Origin of the sequence: Streptosporangium sp. NPDC001559 (genome assembly GCF_042893955.1) — a bacterium.
Lineage (GTDB): Bacteria > Actinomycetota > Actinomycetes > Streptosporangiales > Streptosporangiaceae > Streptosporangium.
This window is the reverse complement of the sequence record NZ_JBIAVG010000002.1, coordinates 22622-44148: the sequence shown is the minus strand read 5'-3', so window position 1 is coordinate 44148 and position 21527 is coordinate 22622. Positions and strand designations below refer to the sequence as shown.

16 protein-coding genes are annotated in these 21527 nt (G+C 72.5%); 11 read left to right on the top strand and 5 right to left on the bottom strand.

The genetic code is table 11. From position 1 onward, the window contains the following. Positions 1–38: 38 nt before the first annotated feature. Positions 39–1529 (top strand): glycerol kinase GlpK, encoded by a 1491-nt coding sequence (gene glpK, locus ACFYY8_RS04260; RefSeq protein WP_390037012.1) that lies wholly within the window; start codon positions 39–41, stop codon positions 1527–1529. Here the strand turns inward: glpK and ACFYY8_RS04255 are convergent. Next, positions 1495–3234 carry a N,N-dimethylformamidase beta subunit family domain-containing protein gene (locus tag ACFYY8_RS04255; RefSeq protein WP_390037010.1) on the bottom strand — a complete coding sequence of 580 codons (1740 nt, stop codon included), beginning with the start codon at positions 3232–3234 and terminating at the stop codon, positions 1495–1497. The genes glpK and ACFYY8_RS04255 overlap by 35 nt on opposite strands. Positions 3235–3369: 135 nt before the next feature. After that, on the bottom strand, positions 3370–4323 hold the full coding sequence (locus tag ACFYY8_RS04250) for a lactonase family protein (protein ID WP_390037008.1): 954 nt from the start codon (positions 4321–4323) through the stop codon (positions 3370–3372). 198 nt (positions 4324–4521) lie between these two features. Here ACFYY8_RS04250 and ACFYY8_RS04245 point away from each other — a divergent pair, with 198 nt between their 5' ends. The 5 genes from ACFYY8_RS04245 to ACFYY8_RS04225 all read left to right on the top strand — a co-directional run bounded on the left by ACFYY8_RS04245 (position 4522) and on the right by ACFYY8_RS04225 (position 9296). After that, positions 4522–5421 carry a helix-turn-helix domain-containing GNAT family N-acetyltransferase gene (locus tag ACFYY8_RS04245; protein WP_362778675.1) on the top strand — a complete coding sequence of 300 codons (900 nt, stop codon included), beginning with the start codon at positions 4522–4524 and terminating at the stop codon, positions 5419–5421. Positions 5422–5508: 87 nt separating this feature from the next. Next, entirely contained in the window at positions 5509–6597 is a 1089-nt protein-coding gene (locus ACFYY8_RS04240) for an LLM class flavin-dependent oxidoreductase (protein ID WP_390037006.1), read from the top strand. Further along, positions 6594–7445, top strand: coding sequence for an ABC transporter permease (locus ACFYY8_RS04235; protein ID WP_390037004.1), 852 nt, complete (start codon positions 6594–6596; stop codon positions 7443–7445). The genes ACFYY8_RS04240 and ACFYY8_RS04235 overlap by 4 nt, the downstream gene beginning before the upstream one ends. A 41-nt stretch (positions 7446–7486) precedes the next feature. Continuing rightward, complete coding sequence (locus ACFYY8_RS04230; RefSeq protein WP_390037002.1) at positions 7487–8530, top strand: ABC transporter substrate-binding protein; 1044 nt, start codon at positions 7487–7489, stop codon at positions 8528–8530. Further along, a complete protein-coding gene (locus tag ACFYY8_RS04225) occupies positions 8511–9296 on the top strand; it encodes an ABC transporter ATP-binding protein (protein ID WP_390037000.1) in 786 nt (261 codons plus the stop codon). The genes ACFYY8_RS04230 and ACFYY8_RS04225 overlap by 20 nt, the downstream gene beginning before the upstream one ends. A gap of 12 nt (positions 9297–9308) precedes the next feature. Here ACFYY8_RS04225 and ACFYY8_RS04220 read toward each other — a convergent pair whose 3' ends face one another. Beyond that, entirely contained in the window at positions 9309–10388 is a 1080-nt protein-coding gene (locus ACFYY8_RS04220; protein ID WP_390036998.1) for an alkaline phosphatase PhoX, read from the bottom strand. A gap of 199 nt (positions 10389–10587) precedes the next feature. Between ACFYY8_RS04220 and ACFYY8_RS04215 the strand changes: the two genes are divergently transcribed. Continuing rightward, positions 10588–13569 carry a P-loop NTPase fold protein gene (locus ACFYY8_RS04215; RefSeq protein ID WP_390036996.1) on the top strand — a complete coding sequence of 994 codons (2982 nt, stop codon included), beginning with the start codon at positions 10588–10590 and terminating at the stop codon, positions 13567–13569. Positions 13570–13576: 7 nt separating this feature from the next. Here ACFYY8_RS04215 and ACFYY8_RS04210 read toward each other — a convergent pair whose 3' ends face one another. Together ACFYY8_RS04210 and ACFYY8_RS04205 are read right to left on the bottom strand one after the other, a co-directional pair. Further along, on the bottom strand, positions 13577–14794 hold the full coding sequence (locus tag ACFYY8_RS04210) for an MFS transporter (RefSeq protein WP_390036994.1): 1218 nt from the start codon (positions 14792–14794) through the stop codon (positions 13577–13579). A 115-nt stretch (positions 14795–14909) separates the two neighbouring features. Next, the gene (locus ACFYY8_RS04205; RefSeq protein ID WP_390036993.1) at positions 14910–15359 is read right to left on the bottom strand and encodes a hypothetical protein; all 450 of its coding nucleotides are present in this window, start codon (positions 15357–15359) and stop codon (positions 14910–14912) included. Positions 15360–15724: 365 nt separating this feature from the next. On the opposite strand from ACFYY8_RS04205, the gene ACFYY8_RS04200 reads away from it, so the two are divergent. From ACFYY8_RS04200 to ACFYY8_RS04185, 4 genes are read left to right on the top strand one after another with little or no spacing between them, the layout of a single operon-like run. Then, a complete protein-coding gene (locus tag ACFYY8_RS04200) occupies positions 15725–16069 on the top strand; it encodes a CU044_2847 family protein (RefSeq protein WP_390036991.1) in 345 nt (114 codons plus the stop codon). A 3-nt stretch (positions 16070–16072) separates the two neighbouring features. After that, complete coding sequence (locus ACFYY8_RS04195) at positions 16073–17953, top strand: TIR domain-containing protein (RefSeq protein ID WP_390036989.1); 1881 nt, start codon at positions 16073–16075, stop codon at positions 17951–17953. Next, positions 17950–19938 carry an SPFH domain-containing protein gene (locus tag ACFYY8_RS04190; RefSeq protein ID WP_390036987.1) on the top strand — a complete coding sequence of 663 codons (1989 nt, stop codon included), beginning with the start codon at positions 17950–17952 and terminating at the stop codon, positions 19936–19938. The genes ACFYY8_RS04195 and ACFYY8_RS04190 overlap by 4 nt, the downstream gene beginning before the upstream one ends. Further along, complete coding sequence (locus ACFYY8_RS04185; RefSeq protein WP_390036985.1) at positions 19935–21518, top strand: Hsp70 family protein; 1584 nt, start codon at positions 19935–19937, stop codon at positions 21516–21518. The genes ACFYY8_RS04190 and ACFYY8_RS04185 overlap by 4 nt, the downstream gene beginning before the upstream one ends. The last annotated feature ends 9 nt before the right edge of the window (positions 21519–21527 follow it).

The following is a 21527-nucleotide window of genomic DNA, read 5'->3' as shown; positions in this document are numbered from 1 at the left end:
ACGCCAATGGTCTAGACCAAATCGAAGGAGTCCCTCATATGTCGGTTCTCGCCATCGACGCCGGGACGACCGGGGTCACCGCGCTGGTCGTGACCGAGGACGGCCGGGTCGACTCCCGTGGTTACCAGGAGTTCCCCCAGTACTTCCCAGAACCGGGATGGGTCGAACACGATCCCGGGGAAATCTGGCGGGCGACCCTGGCGGCCTGTGGTACGGCGTTGGAGAGGACGGGCACGAGGCCGACATGTGTGGGGATCACCAACCAGCGTGAGACCGCGGTGGTGTGGGATTCGGACACCCTCGCCGCGCCGCGCCCGGCGATCGTCTGGCAGGACCGCCGCAGCGCGGGGATCTGCGCGCGGCTGCGCCAGGCCGGGCACGAGCCCCGCGTCAGCGCGCTGACCGGGCTTCGGCTCGACCCGTACTTCACCGCGACCAAGCTCACCTGGATAGCCGAGAACGACCCCCGCTCCTGGGCGCGGGTGCTGTCCGGTGAGGCCGTCGTCGGCACCGTCGACTCCTATCTGGTCGCGCGGCTGACCGGTGGCGCCCGGCACGTGACCGACGCCTCCAACGCCTCCCGCACACTGCTGTACGACCTGGAGGCCGGCGAATGGTCGGCGGAGCTGTGCGGGTTCTTCGGGGTGCCGCGCGAGGCCCTGCCGGAGATCGTCCCCAACCACGGGGTGATCGGCGTGACCGACCCGGACGCCTTCCTCGGTCTCTCCCTGCCGATCGGCGGCATGGCGGGCGACCAGCAGGCGGCGCTGTTCGGTCAGGCGTGCTTCTCCCCCGGCGACGTCAAGTGCACCTACGGCACGGGGTCGTTCGTGCTGATCAACACCGGCTCCAAGCCGGTACGGCCGGGCGGGGGGCTGCTGACGACCGTGGCGTGGCAGTCGCCCTCCGGTGAGATCACCTACGCCCTGGAGGGCTCGATCTTCGTCACCGGGGCCGCCGTGCAGTGGCTCCGCGACGGGCTCGGGCTGATCGGCCGTGCGCCGGAGTCGGAGGCGCTGGCCCGTACGGTCCCCGACAGCGGCGGCGTGGTCTTCGTGCCCGCGCTGACCGGGCTCGGCGCGCCGTACTGGGACCCGGACGCCCGGGGCGCGATCCTCGGCCTCACCCGGGGCACGACCGCCGCCCACCTGGCCAGGGCGACGCTTGAGGCGATCGCGTTCGAGGTGCGCGACGTCGTCGAGGTCATGACGGGCTCGGCGGGCCTGCGGATGCCCTCGTTGAAGGCCGACGGCGGGGCCAGCGGCAACGACCTGCTCATGGAGACGCAGGCCGCCCAGCTCGGTGTGCCGGTCGAACGGCCCGCGGTCCAGGAGACCACGGCGCTCGGGGCGGCCTTCCTCGCCGGGCTCGGCACCGGTGTCTGGTCCTGCGCGGACGAACTGCGCGAGACGTGGACCCTGGACCGGCGCTTCGAGCCCGTCGGGCGGGACGAGAAGGCTCACGAGGCCGCCGAGACGGCCTACGCCCGCTGGCTCAAGGCCGTCGGCCGTGCCCGTTCCTGGGCGTGAACCGGTGCCGGTCGTGACGGGCGCCGCGCGCGACGGGACGGTGCCCGGCCCGGTGGCGCTTCCAGCGGCTCATCGGCACGCGGTTCTTCGCCGCGTCGCGGGCGCGGTCCCGGACATGCTCCCCGGCCCGGCGCACCGGGTTCAGGCCGAGCGCGGCGAGGTTGTCCCTGGCCGGGTGCGTGAGGGCCGCCGGGCCCTCGGCGAAGGCCCGCAGCACGTTCGTCGTCGCGGCGCGGACGAAGACCCCGGCCCGGTCGGTGACGCCGTGGCCGCAGGCGGAGCCGCGCATCGCGCAGACCCAGCGCATCGTGCCCGTGCTGAACACGCCCGCGCCGCTCGGCGCGGTGTGGTAGGCGCTGTGCGCGGTCGTCGGCCTGCCGCTGCAGTCGACCGGGGAGACGGACAGGACCTCCATCGGGCGCGGCAGCGGCATCGTGGGCAGCACCTCGTCGGTCTCCACCCCCGCCAGGCCGGGGAAGGAGGTGCCGCGCCGTACTCCGGTCCCCTCGAAGACCCAGCTGTCGGGGGTGTGGACCACGTAGGTCGCCTCCGCCGGGAAACAGGTGTACATCGGGCCGGTCAGTGAGCTCTCCGGCTCGGTCACCCGCCAGCGGTCGGTGGTCGGGTCCACCCGGCCGTCCTTGTGGCAGATGACCAGGCGGTTGGGCCCGAGCGGCGTCGAGGCGAAGCGGATGCGCCAGTAGACGGCGTTCGCGCCGAGGAAGGCGAGGTTGACGCCCTGGTCCCGCGCGTCCTCGACCGTACGGCGCATGCCGGCCGACCAGTACTCGTCGTGCCCGAGGGAGACCAGCCCCCTGGCCCCGTCGAGGATGTGCGGGTCGTCCTCCAGTTCGAGGCTGGTGATGTAGGCCAGCGGAACTCCGCTGTGCTCGGCCACCTCGATCGCGGGGCGCTCCATGTCGAGGAACAGCCTGGCGCCCGAGGTGTCGTAGGGACGGTCGAAGCTGACGGCCGTCGACCTGTCCTCGAAGCCACCCGGCCCCTGGTAGAGGCTGCGCCCACCCCAGAGGTTGTAGGCCTGCCAGGTGGTGACGCCGTTGACGACGACCAGGCGCCCCTCGGTCGAGGCCGACCGCACGGTGATCGGGACGAACCGCCTGCCGCCTGTCGAGGCCTCGAGGCGGATCAGGTAGGAGCCCTCCGGCCAGTCCGCGGTGTCGACGACCGGGCCGGGCTTCCAGTGGGCCGCGGTGACCGTGCGGGTCTCGGGGATCGTCCTGGCGGGCTCCTGGACCGCCCCCGGCAGCTTGGCCGACCGCCAGACCCTCCTGGCCCCGGCGCCGCCGTACCAGCCCATCCTGAAGGCGGTCGCGGTGTAGTGGGCGGCCGCGGTGGACACGCGCAGCCGGAAGGTCTGGCCGGGCAGCACGCTCACCTTGTCGGCGTAGCCCTCGATCTCGTGCTCGCCGCCCCTGGGGGTGGCCTGCCAGAGCGGGTCGCCCGGCTTGGCGTTCTCGGCCACGGTCGGGTTCGGCTCCGTCCCTGTCGCCGCCGCCGTGCCTTCCAGGGCCTCCCCGGCCGCCGCGGGTGAGCCCTTCACGGGCAGCGCCCTGCCACCGGCCGGGGCGCCGGGGAGATCAGGGGCCACAGCCACGGTGCCGGTCGCCGGGGCGCACCCGGCGACCGCCGCGGCCGTGGTGATCACAGCCAGTGTGACCGTCAGATGAGTGAACGCTCGGAACATGACATCCAGCATGATCACGGGAACCCTCCCCACCGGGGAGGCCTGTCCGTGATTGTCCGGGGACTTGGCCGGATCTTGGTCCTCACCCGCCCCAGGACGTTCCAGGACCCCTCAGGACGGCCCTCAGGGCGACTTTCAGGGAAGGGTGAGCACGCACGCGGGGGTCCCGGTGGCGAACACCACGGGGTCGGGCTGCGGGACGCCGTCCTTGAGCACCAGCACGGCGACGCCGTCCGAGCGCTGGTTGGCCACGTACATCCGGTTGTCGGCGATGGCGAAGTGCCTGGGCCACGACCCGCCGCAGGCGACCTCCGCGACCGGCTCCAGGGTGTGCGGGGACAGGACGGAGACGGTGTCCGGGCCCCGGTTGGCGACATAGAGGAACCCGCCGGAGACCTCGAGGTGCGAGGGGTAGTTCGTACCCGGCGCCGAGCTGGACGGGGCCGCGGCCACCTCGTTCCAGGCGTCGTCGTAGACACGGACCGTGCCGTCGAGCTCCCCTGCCACGTACCAGTGGCCCGCGAAACGGGTCATGTGCCGGGGGCCCATGCCCGGCGCGAGCCGTACCGGACCGTCGGGGTGGGGGACGACCCTGTCGTCGTCCGGGTCGGTGAGGTAGCGGCGCACCTCGCCGGCGCCCAGGTCCGGCACGTAGAGGACACCGTCGGCGCCGAAGACCGTCTGGTGGGCGTGGGAGCCGTCCCGGTAGGGGAAGGAGCACAGCTCGGTCAGCAGGCCCGCGGCTCCGACGCGGTGCACGCTCACCGTGCCGTCGCCGTAGTTGGCCACCGCGAGCAGCCTCCCCGACGGGTCGACGGACAGGTGGCAGGGGAAGGAACCGCCGCTCGGCCGCTGCCCGAGGGGCGTGGGGGCGCCCTCACCGAGGGCGTAGACGCCGACGGTGCCGCGCTCGCTCTCCCCGACGGTGTACAGGATCGGGAGGCGGGGGTGGACCGCGAGGAAGGAGGGCCCGCTGGCGGGCGTGGTGCCGAGCCTGGTGAGACTGCCCAGCTCGACCACGGTGATCCCCGTGCCCGATCCCCCGGTGTCGGGGGTGTATCCGCCGATGTACGCGACCTCAGCCATCATGCTCCCGTCACTGGGTCGGACGGCTCGGGCCGCCCGAAATCTTCAACCGTTCTCGGCCAGTCTGCGAACTTAGCGCAGTGACTCGGCCCCTGGGCACCCGGCTTTTCCCGGATGCGATCTCCTGTCCCGCTCGTTCCTCCATGCCCCTCGCGGGGGCCTTCATTGACCTGGACAACGGGAAAGTTGATCGTGTCAACCATGGAGAACCTCGTCGCGCGGATACGCGCGTTCAACCACTTCTACAACGAGGTCATCGGCGCTCTCCACCGGGACATGGTCAACACCCCCTACTCCCTCACGGAGGTGAGGGTCCTGTGCGAGCTCAACCTGCGGGACCGCATGGAGACCGGCGAGCTGCGGCGGCTGCTCGAACTCGACTCCGGCTACCTCAGCCGGATGCTGGGGCGCTTCGAAACCGACGGGCTGGTCACCCGTGAGCGCTCGCCCGCCGACGCCAGGCGGCAGATCGTCGCGCTGACCGAGGCGGGCAGGATCGCGTTCACGAACGTCGACGAGCGTTCGGCCGCGCAGGTCCGGGACCTGCTCGAAGGGCTGACCGAGGAGGAGCGCGACCGGCTCGCCGCGAGCATGACGACGATCAGGGAGATCCTCTCCAGGAACAGGAGCGCGGCGCCGTACGTCATCCGTCCGCCCCGGCCGGGGGATCTGGGCTGGGTCGTACAGCGGCACGGGGTGCTCTACAGCCAGGAGTTCGGCTGGGGCCTGTGCTTCGAGGCCAGGGTCGCCAGGCTCGTGGCCGACTACGCGGAGAAGTACGACCCGAGGCGGGAGGCCTCCTGGATCGCGGAGGTCGACGGCGACCGGGTCGGCTGCGTCTTCTGCGTCCGCAGGGACGACGAGACGGCCCAGCTCAGGCTGCTGCTGGTCGAGCCCTCCGCCAGGGGGATGGGCATCGGCGGGCGGCTCGTCGACGAGTGCCTGCGCTTCGCGGGCGAGGCGGGCTACCGGCGGATCATGCTGTGCACCAGGGACGTGCTGACCGACGCCCGGCGGATCTACCGCACGGCGGGCTTCGAACGGGTCGAGGAGCACACCATGGGCGGCGTCGTCGAGGAGACCTGGGTCATGGACCTTTAGCCGGGGTCCCACCCCGTATCAATTCCTTCTATCTTGATAGGTATTATATGGATAAGATCTGAGCATCCACTGAGGAAGGAGGCGACGGTGCGGTTCCACTGGTTCCTGCCGACCACCGGTGACGGCCACCACGTCAGGCCCGCCACGACCACGGTCGCCGCGGGGACGGCGGCGGACCGCCCGGCGACGCTCGGCTACCTGACCCAGGTGGCGGGGGCCGCCGAGGCCTCCGGCTTCGACGCCGTGCTGACCCCCGTCGGGGCCGGCTGCCTCGACCCCCTTGTCGTGTGCGGCGCCGTCGCCGCGCGGACCGAGCGGCTCAGGCTGCTGGTCGCCTTCAGGCCCGGGTTCACGCTGCCGACCCTGCTGGCCCAGCAGGCGCAGACCTTCCAGGAGATCAGCGGCGGGCGGCTGCTGCTGAACGTGGTGACCGGCGGCGACCCCCGGGAGCAGCGCGCCTACGGCGACTTCCTCGACCACGACGCCCGTTACGCGCGCACCGGGGAGTTCCTGAGCGTGCTGCGCCGTACCTGGCGGGGCGGGCCCTTCGACCACGCGGGCGAGCACTACCGGGTCGAGGGAGGCGGGCTGGCCGTCCCGCTGGCCGACACACCGGAGATCTACTTCGGCGGGGCCTCCCCCGCCGCCGAACGGGTGGCCGCCCAGCACGCCGACGTGTACCTGATGTGGGGCGAGCCCCCGGCGATGATCGCCGAGCGGATCGCCGGGATGCGGCGCCTGGCCGCCGAGGCGGGCCGCGGGCTGCGCTTCGGCATCCGGCTGCACGTCATCGCCCGTGACACCGCCGAGGAGGCGTGGGCCTGCGCCCGGCGCCTGCTCGACGGCATGGACCCCGAGCGGATCGCCGCCGCCCAGGCGCGCTTCGCCCGGATGGACTCCGTGGGCCAGAGCCGCATGGCCGGGCTCCACGGAGGTTCCGCGGATGCGCTCGAGATATCACCCAACCTCTGGGCGGGGGTGGGCCTCGTCCGCGAGGGCGCCGGCACGGCTCTGGTCGGCAGCTACGCGGAGGTCTCCGAGCGCATCCGCGAGTACGCCTCACTCGGCCTGTCCGAGTTCATCCTGTCCGGATGGCCGCATCTGGAGGAGGCCTGGCGGGTCGGCGACTTCGTCCTGCCCCGGCTGGCCGCCCCCGTCCCCGTGCCGGTTCCGTGAGCGCGCCCGGCACGCTCACCGCTCCCCCCGCGGACAGGACCGGCGAGGAGGTCCCCGCGCGGGGCTCGGGCGGGGCGCCGAGCCTGTGGCGCTCGGCCGCCCTGCGGGCCGGGGCGGTCGTCGCGCTGGCCGCGATCTGGCAGGCCGTGGCCGCGGCGCGGATCTGGCCTCCGGTCTTCGTGCCCGAGCCCGCGGCCGTCTGGGAGCAGTTCCTGCGCACGACCGGCGAGGGCGTCAGCGGCTACACCCTCCAGGAGCACCTGCTCGTCAGCCTGCGCCGCATTCTCCTCGGCTGCCTGTACGGCGTGACGGGCGGTGTCGTCCTGGGCCTGCTGATCGGCATGGTCCCCACGCTGCGGGCGCTGCTCGGGCCGCTGGTGACGTTCGTGCGGACGCTGCCGCCGCTGGCCTACCTCAGCCTCCTGGTGATCTGGTTCGGCATCGACGAGGAGCCCAAGATCTGGCTCCTGCTGCTCGCGGCGCTCCCGCCGGTCGCGGTCGCCACGGCGGACGCGGTGCGCGGCGTGCACGAGGACTACCTGAACGCGGCCCGCTCCCTGGGGGCCCGGCGGCGCGAACTGCCGCTCAGGGTGGTCCTGCCGAGCGCGCTGCCCGAGATCGTCACGGGTGTCAGGGTCGCCGTCGGCGTCGCCTACACCACGGTCGTCGCCGCGGAGACCGTGAACGGGGTGCCCGGGATCGGCGGCATGGTCCGTGACGCGCAGCGCTACAACCAGACCGACGTGGTGGTGCTCGGCATCCTCGTCATCGGGCTGTCCGGCCTGCTCATCGACTTCCTGCTGCAGACGCTCGACCGCCGCCTCGTCCCGTGGCGGGGCCGTACCTGAACGAGACCCCCGGACGGGGTCCCCGAGAGAGAGCACCACCGATGAGACGCACGACCCCCCTGTTCTCCCTGCTCCTGGCCGCCGCGCTGACACTGACGGCGTGCGGCTCCGGTGAGGGGGAGGCCGAGCCCGCGGCGGACGGGTCCCCCGCGACCCTGCGCATCGGCTACCAGCTGATCCCCAACGGGGACCTGATCGTCAAGGACCAGAGGTGGCTTGAGACGGCCCTGCCCGGCACGAAGATCGTCTGGAGCAAGTTCGACTCCGGCGGCGACGTCAACACCGCCGTGATCTCCGGTTCGCTCGACATCGGCCTGGCGGGCAGCAGCCCGGTCACCCGTGGCCTGTCGGCGCCGCTGAACATCCCCTACCGGGTGCCGTGGATCTTCGACGTGATCGGCGACAACGAGGCCCTCGTGGCGCGCGGCGGCGTGACCGACGTCAAGGGGCTGGCCGGCAGGCGGATCGCCACGCCGTTCGGCTCGACCTCGCACTACAGCCTGCTGGCCGCGCTCGGCGAGGCCGGGCTCACCGAGGCCGACGTGAAGATCCTCGACATGGAGCCACCGGACATCCAGGCCGCCTGGCAGCGCGGCGACATCGACGCCGCCTACGTCTGGACGCCCAACCTGGCCGAGTTGCAGCGCAACGGAGGCACGACGCTGGTCACCAGCAGGCAGCTGGCCCAGCGCGGCAAGCTGACCGCCGACCTGGCGGTGGTACGCGAGGACTTCGCGAGCAGGTACCCCGAGGCGCTGCGGATCTGGCTCCGGCAGCAGGACCGCGCCGTCAAGCTCGTCAGGGACGACAAGGACGCCGCGGCCGCGGCGATCGGCCGTCAGCTCAACCTCGACCCCGCGGAGGCCGCCCGCCAGCTCGGCCAGCTCGTGCTGCTCGACGCCACAGAACAGCGCTCCGCCGACTACCTCGGCACGCCCTCCGCCCCGGGGAAGCTGGCCGAGAACCTGCACAGCGCGGCCGAGTTCCTCAAGACCCAGAAGAAGGTGGACGCGGTGCCCGACCTGAGCGTCTTCCAGAGAAGCCTGGCCACCCGGGAGCTCGCCGATGCCTTCCCCGGCGGCTGAGCCCGCGCTGGCGCTCTCGGGCGTCTCGCACACGTACCGGGTTCGGGGCCGAGGCCGGGGCGGTACGGTCACCGCCCTCGGCCCCCTCGACCTGGAGATCGCCCCCGGTGAGTTCGTCACGGTCGTCGGGCCCTCCGGGTGTGGCAAGAGCACGCTGTTGCGGCTGGTCGCGGGCTTCGCCGCGCCCTCGTCGGGGAGCATCACCGCCTCAGGAGCGCCGGTCACCGGTCCCGACCCCACCAGGGGGTACGTCTTCCAGCAGCACCGGCTCTTCCCCTGGCTGACGGTCGCCGGGAACGTGGGTTTCGGGCTGCGGGGGCTGCCGAAGGCGGACAGACGGGCCAGGGTCGCCGAGCTGCTCGAGACGACCGGGCTCGGCGACGTCGGGCGGGCCAGGCCGTACGAACTGTCCGGGGGGATGCAGCAGCGGGCCGCCATCGCCCGCGCGCTGGCCCCCGGACCCGCGCTGCTGCTGATGGACGAGCCGTTCGCCGCGCTGGACGCCTTCACCAGAGAACGCATGCAGGAGGAGGTACGCGAGCTGTGGCGGCGGGCCGGGACCACGGTCGTGTTCATCACGCACAGCGTGGACGAGGCGGTCTACCTGGGCACCCGGGTGCTGGCGCTGAGCGGCAGGCCGGGGCGGGTCGTCTTCGACCGGGCCTCCGGCCTGCCGTACGAGGAGCGTCCACGCGGCGGGGAGTCCTTCGCGGCGCTGCGCGAGGAGCTGACGGAGGTCGTACGGCGGGCCGCCTCGGCGGCGTGACCCGCCGGGCCGTCAGCGGGGGAAGGGGCCGGTGACCTCGTAGGTGACGCCGTCGGTGCCCGCGGCGTCGTCCCGGCGGCCACGCTGGGAGGAGAAGTACAGGCGGGTGCCGTCCGGGGAGAGAGCGGGGCCGGTGATCTCCGAGCCGGGGTGCCCCTCGACCCGCAGGAAGGGGGCGGCCGTCCGGCCGGGGCCGGCCAGGACGAGTTCCATGAGGTCCCCGGCCTCGGCGGTCTCGACGGTTTCGAGCCGTTCCCGCAGGGTGTCGTAGGCCCAGACCCGTCCGTCGTCGCCGCTGGTGAACAGGCACACCCCGGCCGAGTAGTGGCAGGCGCCTCCCCCTTGGAACCTGTGGGCCGTGTCCACCTGGTGGCGGGTCGCCTCAAGCAGCGCGGCGGGGTTGGGCACCCGCCGCCAGGCCGTCGAACCGTCGTCCGGCAGGACGCAGAGCACCTCGAGCCTGCCGGTCGTCAGGTCTCCCCAGCAGGCGGGGACGAACCGGTAGAGGCAGCCGTCCGGCTCGTCCTCCGTCAGGTAGACCACCCGGTTGACCGGGTCGCAGGCCGCTCCCGCGTGCCTGAAGCGGCCCATGGCCAGGCGCGGCATCGCGGCGCGCACGCCGTACGGGTCGCACTCGAAGACCTGCCCGCGCGCGGTCTCCTCGCACGAGAGCCAGGTCTTCCACGGGGTCGCGGCCCCGGCGCGGTTGAGGTCGGTTCCCGACAGCACGCGGTAGGCGCCGTGCACGCTCCCGTCGGGCCTGAACCTGATCGCGGTCGCGCCGCCGAGCAGCGGGATCTCCGAGTTGGACACGTAGACCCAGCCGTCCCCGTCGGGGAAGCAGGCGCCGTCTCCGGGGGCCGGGTGCCAGAGCACCCCGCCGACCCGGTGGCCGGTGCGGGCGACGACCCGGCTGGAGAAGCCTTCGGGCAGCACGACCCCGTTGGCGTCCGGGGGCCTCGGCGGGCCGTACGGGCCGGACAGCACGGCCAGGCCGCCGCGGGAGGCGTCGGCGGCGCCCCACCGGAGAGGTCCCGCGAAGGCCGTTCCCGTCGCGGGCTCCCCGGTGCGCACGAACGTACGGCGAAGCATCGCTCCTCCTCGTCACCTTCACGGTAGACGGCCAGTCGATCGGACCCATGTGAACAGGGCGACTCCCCCCGCTCAAACTTTGCGGAAACCGGAGAGCAAGCGTTTCCCAAAACCGGGCGTTCCATGCCCGATGTCCCCGATCACCGCCACCCGGGCGTTCACAGTGGAGATCACACCGTCGTCAGAGCGGGGGGCACCGTTGAGCGAGGGACTCACGTTCGCCGATCCGGCGGCCCGGGCCGTTCCCGCCGAGGGCGGCCGCCGGGCCCTGGTCCTTCTCGACGCGCCGGATCCCTCCCCGCAGGAGGCCCTCGCGTGTCCCGACGCCCGCCTGGCGGGCGCGCTGCGCGCCGAGGGCTTCGCCGTCGAGGCCGAGTACGGCCGGGGCGCGCGGTGGGACGGCGAGCGGGTGTGGGAGTTCCTGGGTTCGGCCCGGGAGGACGACCTGCTGCTGATCCGGCTGCCCTCGGACGGCGGCTGGACGTCCAGGCAGCTCGGGGCCATGATCGGCGCGTTCGGCAGGCGGGTGGGCCGGTCGCTGGCCACGGCCGTGCTGCTGGTCGTCGACTTCGGCTGGAGCGCCCTGGAGGAGACGGCCTCCCCCGTGCGGCGGCTCGCGGTCGCCGGTGAGCCCAGGATGGCGGCGGCGGCCCTGACACTGACGCTGAAGGTCGGCGAGACGCCGAGGGGGCCCGCGCGGAGCCTGACGGACGTGATCGCGGAGGGGCTGGCGACCAGGGCCGCCGACCTCGACGGCGACGGCGTGATCACCGTCGGCGAGCTGCACGCCTACGCCCTGGAGCGCTACGCGGCGGCCTGCGCCGCCCGCGTCCCCATCCTGATCGCCTACGGCGCCGTGGCCGACGTCCCGCTGACCGGCGGCCCCGGCCCGGCCCCGACCGTCCCCGCCGCCCTCGCGCGGGCCGCCGCGGGGCTCGGCGACGCCGTGGCGCCGGCGTCGGGGGCCGAGGTCGTCAGGCGCGTCTACGAGCTGCACCTGAGCGAGGCGGGCAGACGGCTGCTGCGGGTGGCCTCGCTGCTGGCCGAGGACGAGTCGGTCGAGGAGGTCTTCGGCGACGCGGCCGAGCTCGACCGGTGGGGGCTGCTCGGCGAGCGCACCACGTTCGCCCACCCGGACGTGCGGGCCTTCGGCTACTCACGGCTGACGCCCGCCGAGCGCGCGCAGACCTCCGCGCTGCTGCGCCGCAGACGGGCGGGGCTGCGGGCCGTACCGCCGAGGGCCCGGCTGACGGCCGACCGGTGGACCACGCAGGACCAGCTCGGGCACCGGCTCTACGCGGAGGCCGTGGCCGCGTTCGTCAGGCACCCGGAGACCCGGCCCCCGCTCACCATCGGCGTCAAGGGACCGTGGGGGGCGGGCAAGACCTCCCTGATGCGGATGATCCAGGACCTGCTGGACCCGGGGGCCGCGGGGAACGCCCCGGCGAGGATCCACCTGCCGGGAATCGGCCCTCCCGGCGCCCGTGCGGGCAGGACGCCGACCAACGCCGAGGTGCTCGCCCACGCCGGACGGCGCCGGGCGGAGGACGGGGAGGGCGCGGTGCGCGCCGAACCCGGCCGCCTTCCCGTACGGCAGGCCGACTGGCGCCCGACCGTCTGGTTCAACCCCTGGATGTACCAGAACGGCGAGCAGGTCTGGGCCGGGCTCGCCCACGAGATCATCAGCCAGGTCACCGAGCGGCTGCCGAGGGCGGAACGGGAGCGTTTCTGGCTGCGGCTCAACCTGGCGAGGATCGACAGGGAGGCGGTCCGGCGGCGCGCCTACCGGCTGGCGCTGACCCGGCTCGCGCCGCCCGCCCTCTGCCTGGTCGCGGGGCTCGTGCTGACCGGCGCGCTGCTGGCGGCCTCGGCGCTGCTGCCCGCCGCCGGGGAGATGATCCGGCACCTCGCCGCCGCCGTCGGCACCGTTGGCTCGGCCGGTGTGCTCGGGGCGGGAGCCGTACGGCTGGCGCGGTTCTTCGGCGAGTCGGCCGACAACGCCTTCGCCGAGCTGGTGCGCAGGCCGGACCCGCTGGCCCGGGACGCGGGCGGGCTCTTCGCCGAGGCCGTGACCGGTCCCGGCTACCGGTCGAGGACCGGGTTCCTGCACCTGGTGCAGACGGACATGCGGCACGTGCTCGACCTGGTCGCCACCGAGGAACGGCCGCTCGTGGTGTTCGTCGACGACCTCGACCGGTGTTCGCCGGGGACGGTCGCGCAGGTCATCGAGGCGATCAATCTGTTCCTCGCCGGTGAGTTCCCCAACTGCGTCTTCGTGCTGGCGATGGAGCCCGAGGCGGTGGTCGCGCACGTCGAGGCCGCCTACCGGGACCTGACCGAGGCGCGGCCCGCCTCCGGGGCCGGGCTGGGGTGGCGGTTCCTGGAGAAGATCGTGCAGTTGCCGCTGAGCGTGCCGCTGCTCGACGACGCCGACCGGCTGCCCGCCTTCGTCCGGGCCCTGCTGGGCGTGCCCGACCCCGTGGAGGGGCAGGACGCGCCGTTCGTCGCGCCGCCGCGCTCCCCCGCCGACCCGCCGATCGCCGACCCGCTGCCAGGCCCGGCGGAGCCGCCGGACCCGGTCCAGGTGAGCCGACTTGAGGAGGCGATCTGGGCGCTGCGGCCCACGGCCACGACCCTGGACGAGGCGGCGAGGCTGGCGCAGGAGAGACTGGGCGTCGAGAGCCGCGACGTGATCGGCGGGCTGTCCTCGGCGGCGCGCGAGGCGGCCGACCGGGTCTTCGACGACCTCTACAGCGACGAGAACGCCTACCGGGCGATCGAGTTCGTGCTGCCCGCGCTGACGTTCTCCAACCCACGGCAGATCAAGCGCTATGTGAACGTCTTCCGGTTCTACTCCTTCCTGACCTACCGCCGGGCGCTGGCCGGGGCGGCGCCCGCCTCGGACGCCGAGGTCGCCAAGCTCGCGGCGCTGACCGTCAACTGGCCGCACCTGCTGTCGTCGCTGGTCACCGAGGCCGGGGGGCCGAGCGCGCTGGAGGGCCTCGAGGGGGCCGCGGGCACCGGCGACGACAGGATCTGGGAGCGGGCCGTACGGCAGGCGGGCCTGGCGGGCGACGGCCTCGGCAACCCCCGGCACTCCTGGGGCACCGAGCTCGACGCCCTGCGCGAGCTGCTGTCCCGGCCGCACCCGATCGCGGGGCTGGCCCGTTACCTGCTCTGAACGGCCCTCAGGACCCCTTGCCGAGGCGGGGCAGGCGGCGGATGGGCCAGGCGGCGACGAGGGCCGCGGCGCAGCCAAGGGCGATCACGGCGGCGGCCAGCAGCATGTCCCTGATGCCGAACAGCGCGCTGGCGGGACCGGCGATCGCCTGGCCGAACGGGACGGCCAGGATCGACCCGGCGATCTCGTAGGCCGTCACCCGGTTGAGGCGGTCGGCGGGGATGTGGGTCTGCACGGTCGTGGCCCACTGGACACCCCAGAACGCCCAGCCGAGGCCGCTGACGCCGTACCCGAGCATGAGCAGCGGCAGGGAGGGGACCAGCGCCGCGGCCAGCGGCATCAGCGGGAAGAGGAACATGGCGACCCCGCCGCCGAACAGGGGACGGGAGGGGCGCAGCCTGAGCGCGGCCAGCCCGCCGAGGACGCAGCCCGCCCCGAACGCGGCCTCGGCGAAGCCGAACGCCGCCTTGCCGTGCGCGGCGATGATGGAGGCCGCGCCGAGGGGGGTGATCGGCCCCCAGACGAACACCCCCAGCACCCACCAGATCAGGATGACCCCCCACAGCCAGGACCGGGAGCGGAACTCCTTCCAGCCGGTGCGCAGGTTCTGCAGGGTCGTGGCCGACCGGTCGACCTCGAAGGCGGGTAGCCGCAGCGCCACCAGGCAGATCCCGCTGACGGCGAAGGTCGCGGCGTCGATGGCGAACACCCAGCCCGCCGAGGTCACGGCCAGGAGCGTTCCGGCGATGGCGGGACCGGCCATCGTGGACAGGCCCTCGCTCACCTTCAGCACCCCGTTGGCCTGCTGCGGGTCGGCGGCGACCTGCGGCACCAGGCTGGAGACGCCCGGCTGGAACATCGCGGTCGCCATCCCGCCGAGCACCGAGGTGACGATGATGAACCACACCGGCGGGTGGCCGAGCCCCAGATAGAGCGCGAGCGAGCCCTGGATCAGGAACCGGGCCGCGTCCGAGCCGATCATCAGCGGGCGGGGGTGGAACCGGTCCGCCAGCACTCCGCCGAACACCACGAAGAGGGCGAAGGCCCCCATCCAGGCGGCCAGTGCGAATCCGGCGCCGCTCACCCCGTAGCCGAGGGAGAGCATCGCGACCGAGAGGGCGACCGGGAACATCGCGTCGCCCAGCATCGACACGATGCGGGCGACGAAGTAGAGGCGGAAGTTCCTGGTCCACAGACGGGTAGGGGCCGCGACGGGGGAAAGCACGCGGGCACTGTGTCAGAAACCGGCTATTCCGACAACTCTTTTTCTTAGCGACAAAACACCCATAACCCCTAAGTCGCACCCCATGTACGGCGGGGCGCGACCGGCCGTACCGGACTCAGTCGCCGGAGGTGGCCGGGGCGGTGACGTGCCGGGCGATCACCTCGTCGAGCCGGGCGATCGCGGGCCGCCAGTCGGCGGGCGGCTCGTGACAGCGGACGGCGCGCCTGCCGTGGTACTCCAGGGTGTAGGTGAAGTGGTCGGGAACGTCGCAGCCCGCCGTGGAGGACGACCACGTCCTGATGCGGTCCAGCCCCCGCCGCAGGGAGCCGAGTTCGGCCGGGGTGAGCCTGAAGGTCCTGGTGGTGCCCGCGGAGCCGCCGCGGGCCAGGCCGTTCCCGTCGACGACGAGCGTCTGGCGGATCCCGGCGAAACCGCCGGTCCTCTGGTAGGAGATCGTCCCCCAGGGGGCCTCGGCCGCACCGCCCTCCGGAACGCCGGCCCGCGCGGGCACCGGACCCATCGTCGCCGTCGCCAGGATCGCGGCGGCGAACAGGTGTTTCATCATGACGTGTCCCCCTCGTCGATGCGGAACGTTCCATGGTCCATCGCAAACCCGGGACAAGGTTCCCGGCGACGGTCGCCGAAGACCATCCGCCGCGCCGGTCACCCACCGGATCACCGTGGACGCACCGCCCCGAGTCAGACCCCCGCGATCCCTCCGGCCCCTTCGGGCACGACGAAAATCCCTCGATTGGAAGAATTCCCGATTACTCCCACAGAGTGCGAATTTCAGGACACGACAGAAAAATCACCATCAGGCCGGACATGGCATATTCCCCTTTACGGAAATATTGATCTTGTTATATTTTGATATTAAGACCGGTATTCCTCGGGGACGGGTCGTCCAGTGACGGATACAGACGAGGACATATGGCCAAACAGCTCGTACGGTGGGAGATCGACGGCGGAACGGTGGTCGTCGAAACGGACGAGGAGTACGTCACGGACTGGGTCCCGGTCTCCTCGACCGGCGACCGGGTCATCTACGACGCGAGACAACGATTCGAAGACGCCCTCAAACACGTCAGGGGCGCGGCGGAGACCGCCCTGAGGACCTTCCGTGAGAGCGCGATCGGCCCGGACGAGGTCGAGGTCGAGTTCGGCGTGAAGCTGGGCACGGAGGCGGGGGCCGTCATCGCCAAGGCGTCCGTCGAGGGGAACCTCACCGTCAGGGTCAAGTGGTCGGGGACGCAAAACCACGAGCACCGCGGATGAGCCGTGCTCACCACGTGGCGGGCCCGGATCACCGGGAAACGTGACCGGTCACTGGTCACGGGCGCGGGCGTCCTGGTGGACGCCGGGCACCTGCTGACCTGCGCGCACCTCGTGTGGGGCTGCTCGGACCTCACCGTCAGCTTCGTGCAGACGGGCCGGGGAGACCTCCAGAACATCCCCGTGGACGTCTCGTACACGGGTCCCTGGCGACGTCCCGGAGACCCCGGCGACATCGCCGTTCTCGAACTGCCCGAAAAAGTCGATCTCTCTCCGGCCAGGTTCTCCCTCCGGCCCGGCACCGCCGCCGAGTTGAACGCTCACGGTTTTCCGAGGGACGCGGGTCCTTTCGGCTCGGTTCTCCGGCTAAGGGTGACCTCCTCGCACGGAATCGGTGAATGGCTGCACATCGAGGCCGCCACGGGGCACGCGGAGTTTCCCCGGGAGGGGTTCAGCGGTTCCGGCGTATACGAGGAAAACAGCGGCGAGGTCCTCGGCGTGATCTCGGACGCCTCACACGCCGAGAGCCGTCGCACCGGCCGCATGATTCCCGTCGAGACGATCCGCCGCCACTGGGAGGACATCGACGACCTCCTCGACCTCCCCTGGCTGTCCAGGGACGCGCGGGTCCGGCTGCGGGCGATCGTCCACGACGCCCGGACCGGCGCCGACCTCACGGAACTGGTCATGGGGACCTTTCCCGGCACTCCCCGGCCGAGGGACCTCAGCTCCCCGTGGGACGCCATCAGGTTCGTCGCCGAGGAGCTCCGCACGGAACCTCACGGAGACGACCGGCTCACCAGGATCGTCACCGCCCTGTCCACACGGCTGACCGGTGTCGGCGTCCGGGCCGGGCTGGAGGAGTGGCTCAGGACCGCCCCGGGCGCTCCCCCGCCGGGGGACGAGGCCGCCGGACCCGCATTCTTCCTCTCCTACTGCGCCGAGGACGCCGCCTACGCGGAGCGGCTCGGCGAGTACCTGCGCCTCCAGGGGGTGCCCGTGTGGCACGACACCCATGTGAGGTGGGGCGACGACTCCGTCGAGGAGACCAGGCGGCGCATCTCCCAGGCCCTGGGCGTCATCGTGCTCGTCTCACCCGACGCCGAGAGATCCAGCCGGGTGATCGGAGAGGTCCTGGAGGGCCAGCGGCGCAACCGCAGGTTCTTCCCCGTCCTCCTGCGCGGGGAACCCCTCTACATCCTCGGCGCCACCCGGCACTGTGACGCCCGCGACGGCGGGACGCCCGGCGAGGACTACCTGCGCGTCCTGCGGGAGGTCCGCGACGCGGCCACCGGGGCGGCTCCCCCGCCGCTCTCCGAACCGCCTCGGAGAACACCGTCCTGGGAGGCACCGCCTCGGAAGGCACCGTCCAGGGCGCCGATCCCGGTCCCGCACGTCACCGGTAGGGCCTCGGTAAGGAAACTCACCTCCCTCCTGGACGGCGGCGACCTCGAACACGCCGACATCTGGACGACGACCCTTCTCCTCGACGCCGCCGGACGGCTCGGGGACGGCTGGATGCGCCGGCTCGACGGAGAGCTCCTGCCGTACGGCCTGCTGGAGGAGGTGGACGCGGTCTGGGCCCGCTCCATGGACGGGACGCAGGGGTTCCAAGCGCAGCTGGCCCGCTACGGCGGCCCTCCTCCGGGTACGCCCGCCGGGCACGCCGGTGACTTCTTCGCGCTGGCCGACGCCCTCGGCTGGCGCAGGGGCCGTGAGGCGACACCGAGATACGGGGAGTTCGTGCCGCCGGGACCGCTCCCCGCGGGTTTCCTCCCCACGCTGCGCAACCCGCAGCTCGAACACCACCGAGGCTGGCACGACCAGTGGAGGCAGACGGCGATGGCGGTCCATCTGCGACTGAGGAAGATGAGAGGGCGGCGATGATGTCCGGGCTTGTCGTCAAGCTCTCCAAGGGAGAGATCGGCATCGTCCGCCGCAGGGTCGGCCGGATACACCCGGAGGACGAGGGCCGCGAGATCCGCGTCCAGGAGACCTCCCCGGGTGTCCAGGCGGCGGTCCTGCAGTCGGACCGCATCCACGTGCTGCCGGGTGTCCTGTACGAGGTCACGGTGGCCAGGCGGACCGAGGTGCCGCTCGGGACGATCGGCGTCGTCGTGGCCAGGGACGGCGCCCCGCCCTCCCCCGTCAGGAACCTCGCCCCGCACGTCGAGTGCCGTGACTTCCAGGACGGCGTGGCGTTCCTGCGCAACGGCGGAACCCGGGGCAGGCAGCCCGGAGTCCTGCGCGGCGGCGCCTCCTACGCCATCAACACGGAGCTGTTCGAAGTGATCACCGTGCACACCCCCGTGGAGGGCAGGCACGGCCTCACCGACGACGACCTCAGGGAGATCACCATTCCGGAGGGCACCACCGGGGTCGTGGTGGTCCGTGAGGGCGAACCCGCGGGAGAGGAGGAGGGGGCGCTCGGCCGCCGGGTGCCGGGGCACGCGAGCTTCCAGCTCCCCACGGTCTTCCTGGACGGCGGAGGACAGCGGGGGGTGCAGGAGGAGACCCTCGGCGGCGGCGACTACCGGATCAACCCCTGGTTCGCCAGGGTCGTGCAGATCCCCACCCGCGTCCTCGTCCTCGACTGGAAGAGGCCGGAGCAGAAACGGCCGACCAACCTGGACTCCTCGCTGGACCAGATCCGGATCAACGTCGAGGGCTACTGGGTGCGCTTCGACATGAGCCAGACCATCCAGATCCCGGCCAGGGCCGCCCCCGTGCTGGTCAGCCGGGTGGGCGAGCAGAAGACCGCCCAGGACGACCCCCCGGTGCGGCGGTTCATCGACAAGGTCCTGGCCCAGACGGTCGAGAGCTACTTCCAGCGCGCGGCGGCGGGCCGCCTGACCCTCGACTTCCTCGACAGTCCCGAGCCGATCCGGCTCGAACTCGCCGGGCAGGTGCGCGAGGCGCTCGGCGACTGGCAGGTCACCGCGATCAGCACCACCATCGGCGAGTTCGAACCCGAGGACACGACCATCCACGAGCTGCGCAAGGCCAACGTCGAGGCGCGCACCCGGAAACAGCGGCTCCAGCACGAGAGCGAGAACGCCGACATCGAGGAGGAGATCAAGCGGAAGCAGATCAGGACCGAGCGGGAACGCCGCAGGCTGGAGGCCGTCATCCTTGAGGAGCAGGTCCGGCTCCTCGGCGCCGACCACGTCGCCATGGAGCGGTTCATGTCCCACCTCAAGGAGATAGGCGTGCCGACCTACGTCGGCGGCAACGCGGAGGGAATCCTGCAGTACATGCCGCTCCAGGTCGCGCAGGAGGTGATCAACACCGCGCTGAACGGCCCACGGCGGCCGGAGATCGCCCGCGGGCCGTCGGGAGGCCGCGTCGAGGCCGCGTTGAAGCGGGCCCTGACCGACCAGCGCTCGGCGTTGCTGTCCGACATGGGCGGTGAGCCGCCCCGCGAACAGCGCGTCGTCCTCTGTCTCGGGCGGGAGGACGGCCACGCCGACGTCCGGGACGCCCTCGACCGGTTCGTCCGATCCTGCGGATGGACCGTCGCCGGGGAGTCCGAGCCCGTCACCGACCCGTGGTTCCAGACGGTCACGATCAGGGCGGCGGACGCGGGCAGGGCCGCCACCTCCGAGGAGTTGGAGGCCGAGCTGCGCCGCGCCGCGGACCGGGAGGCCCCCGGCTCCGACCTCGCGGCGGAGCTGGTCGAGGTCCTGGAGGACACACCGCTGGCCGTACTGCTCGTCGGGCCGGTCCTGCTCGCCGCGGCCGACGGGGAGCACGCCGTGCTCGGCCTGGGGCACCGGCAGCTCAGCCACCTCATCCGCAGGCCCGGCCGGCTGCTCACCGAGCCGCTCACCGTCGTCGCGGAACTACGCGGAAGCAGCGGGGGCGCCGGATGACCGCCTACGGCATCGATCTCGGGACCACCTACTCCTGCATCGCCCGGGTGGACGAGACCGGCAGGCCCACGGTGCTGCGCAGCCTTGAGGGCACCGACACCGTCCCGTCGGTGGTGTTCTTCGAATCGGCGGACAACGTGGTGGTCGGCGCGGCCGCCAAGGACGGCTCCGTCCTCGAACCCGGCCTGACGGTCAGCCTGATCAAGCGGGAGATGGCGCACGGCACCCCGCACACGAGACACGGCAGGACCTACACCCCCGAGGAGATCTCGGCGTTCATCCTCAGGAAGCTGGCCGACGACGCCCGCGTCGCGACCGGGGAGGCCGTGCGCGACGTGGTGATCACCGTCCCGGCCTACTTCGGCGCGGCCGAACGCGACGCCACCCGCAAGGCGGGCGAGATCGCCGGGCTCAACGTCGTGGACGTCGTCTCCGAGCCCGTGGCCGCCGCCATCACCTACGGCCTGCTCAACCCGGAGCTGGACCGCACGATCCTCGTCTACGACCTGGGCGGCGGCACCTTCGACACCACGGTCATCACGCTCAGGGGAGGGAACATCGAGGTGGTCTGCACCGACGGCCACCACGAACTCGGCGGCACCGACTGGGACGAACGGCTGATGGAGCACCTCGTCGAGGAGTTCACGCTGGAGCACCCCGACGTCGGCAACCCGCTGGACGACGCGCAGGCCGAGCAGCAGCTCCGGGCGGACGCCGAGGCTCTGAAGAAGACCCTCTCCTCAAGGAACCGGCACGTCGTGCGGGTCACGCACGAGGGCAGGGCCACCCGGGTCGAGTTCACCCGGGAGACCCTTGAGGAGCTGACCGGGGACCTTCTCGACCGCACCGTGGAGATAACCAGGCGGACGATGGAGACGGCGGCGGCGAGGGGGGTGCGCGACTACGACCAGTTCATCCTGGTGGGCGGCTCCACGAAGATGCCCGCCGTCTCCGAGGCGCTGCGGCTGGCGTTCGGGGTCCCGGTCCTGATCCAGGACCCCGACCTGGCGGTGGCCAAGGGGGCCGCGCTGTACGCCTTCGAGGAGACCTACCGGCGCCTGCTGCGCTCGGGCGACCACGCCGGGGCCGAGGCGGTCGCCTCCCGGGCCGGGCTGACGGCGGAGCGGCGCGAGCGGATCGCGGGCACGACGATCAGGACGGTCGCCTCCCGGGCCTTCGGCATCGTGCTGACCGGTGAGAGCGGCGAGCCACCGCGCGTGCTCCACCTCGTGCACGCCAACGACCCTCTTCCCGCGTCCGTGACCGAGGAGTTCTACACCGTCGTCCCCGACCAGACCGTGGTCGACGTCGAAATCATGGAGCAGGCGGGAAGCACCGAGTCGCGGCGCCCGGACGACAACGTCAGGATCGCCGGAGGACGGCTGCCGATCCCGCCGGGCAAGCCGAGGGGCTGGCCGATCGAGGTCACCTTCGACCTGGACTCCTCGGGCCTGCTGCGCGTGACCGCCAGGGAGCGGGAGACCGGCGAACGACTCGACCTGCGGGTCCAGATAGGAGGCATGTCCGAGGAGGAGGTCGAGGCGTCCCATACCCGGCTGTCCCGGGTGCGGGTCGGCTAGGCGGCCCCG

Excerpts from the sequence above, each read along its gene's own strand:
- ACFYY8_RS04190 (WP_390036987.1), top strand. The coding sequence starts at position 17,950 with ATGATGTCCGGGCTTGTCGTCAAGCTCTCCAAGGGAGAGATCGGCATC.
- ACFYY8_RS04220 (WP_390036998.1), bottom strand. The coding sequence starts at position 10,388 with ATGCTTCGCCGTACGTTCGTGCGCACCGGGGAGCCCGCGACGGGAACG.
- ACFYY8_RS04225 (WP_390037000.1), top strand. The coding sequence starts at position 8,511 with ATGCCTTCCCCGGCGGCTGAGCCCGCGCTGGCGCTCTCGGGCGTCTCG.
- ACFYY8_RS04205 (WP_390036993.1), bottom strand. The coding sequence starts at position 15,359 with ATGATGAAACACCTGTTCGCCGCCGCGATCCTGGCGACGGCGACGATG.
- ACFYY8_RS04230 (WP_390037002.1), top strand. The coding sequence starts at position 7,487 with ATGAGACGCACGACCCCCCTGTTCTCCCTGCTCCTGGCCGCCGCGCTG.
- ACFYY8_RS04250 (WP_390037008.1), bottom strand. The coding sequence starts at position 4,323 with ATGATGGCTGAGGTCGCGTACATCGGCGGATACACCCCCGACACCGGG.
- glpK (WP_390037012.1), top strand. The coding sequence starts at position 39 with ATGTCGGTTCTCGCCATCGACGCCGGGACGACCGGGGTCACCGCGCTG.
- ACFYY8_RS04245 (WP_362778675.1), top strand. The coding sequence starts at position 4,522 with ATGGAGAACCTCGTCGCGCGGATACGCGCGTTCAACCACTTCTACAAC.
- ACFYY8_RS04200 (WP_390036991.1), top strand. The coding sequence starts at position 15,725 with ATGGCCAAACAGCTCGTACGGTGGGAGATCGACGGCGGAACGGTGGTC.
- ACFYY8_RS04255 (WP_390037010.1), bottom strand. The coding sequence starts at position 3,234 with ATGTTCCGAGCGTTCACTCATCTGACGGTCACACTGGCTGTGATCACC.
- ACFYY8_RS04185 (WP_390036985.1), top strand. The coding sequence starts at position 19,935 with ATGACCGCCTACGGCATCGATCTCGGGACCACCTACTCCTGCATCGCC.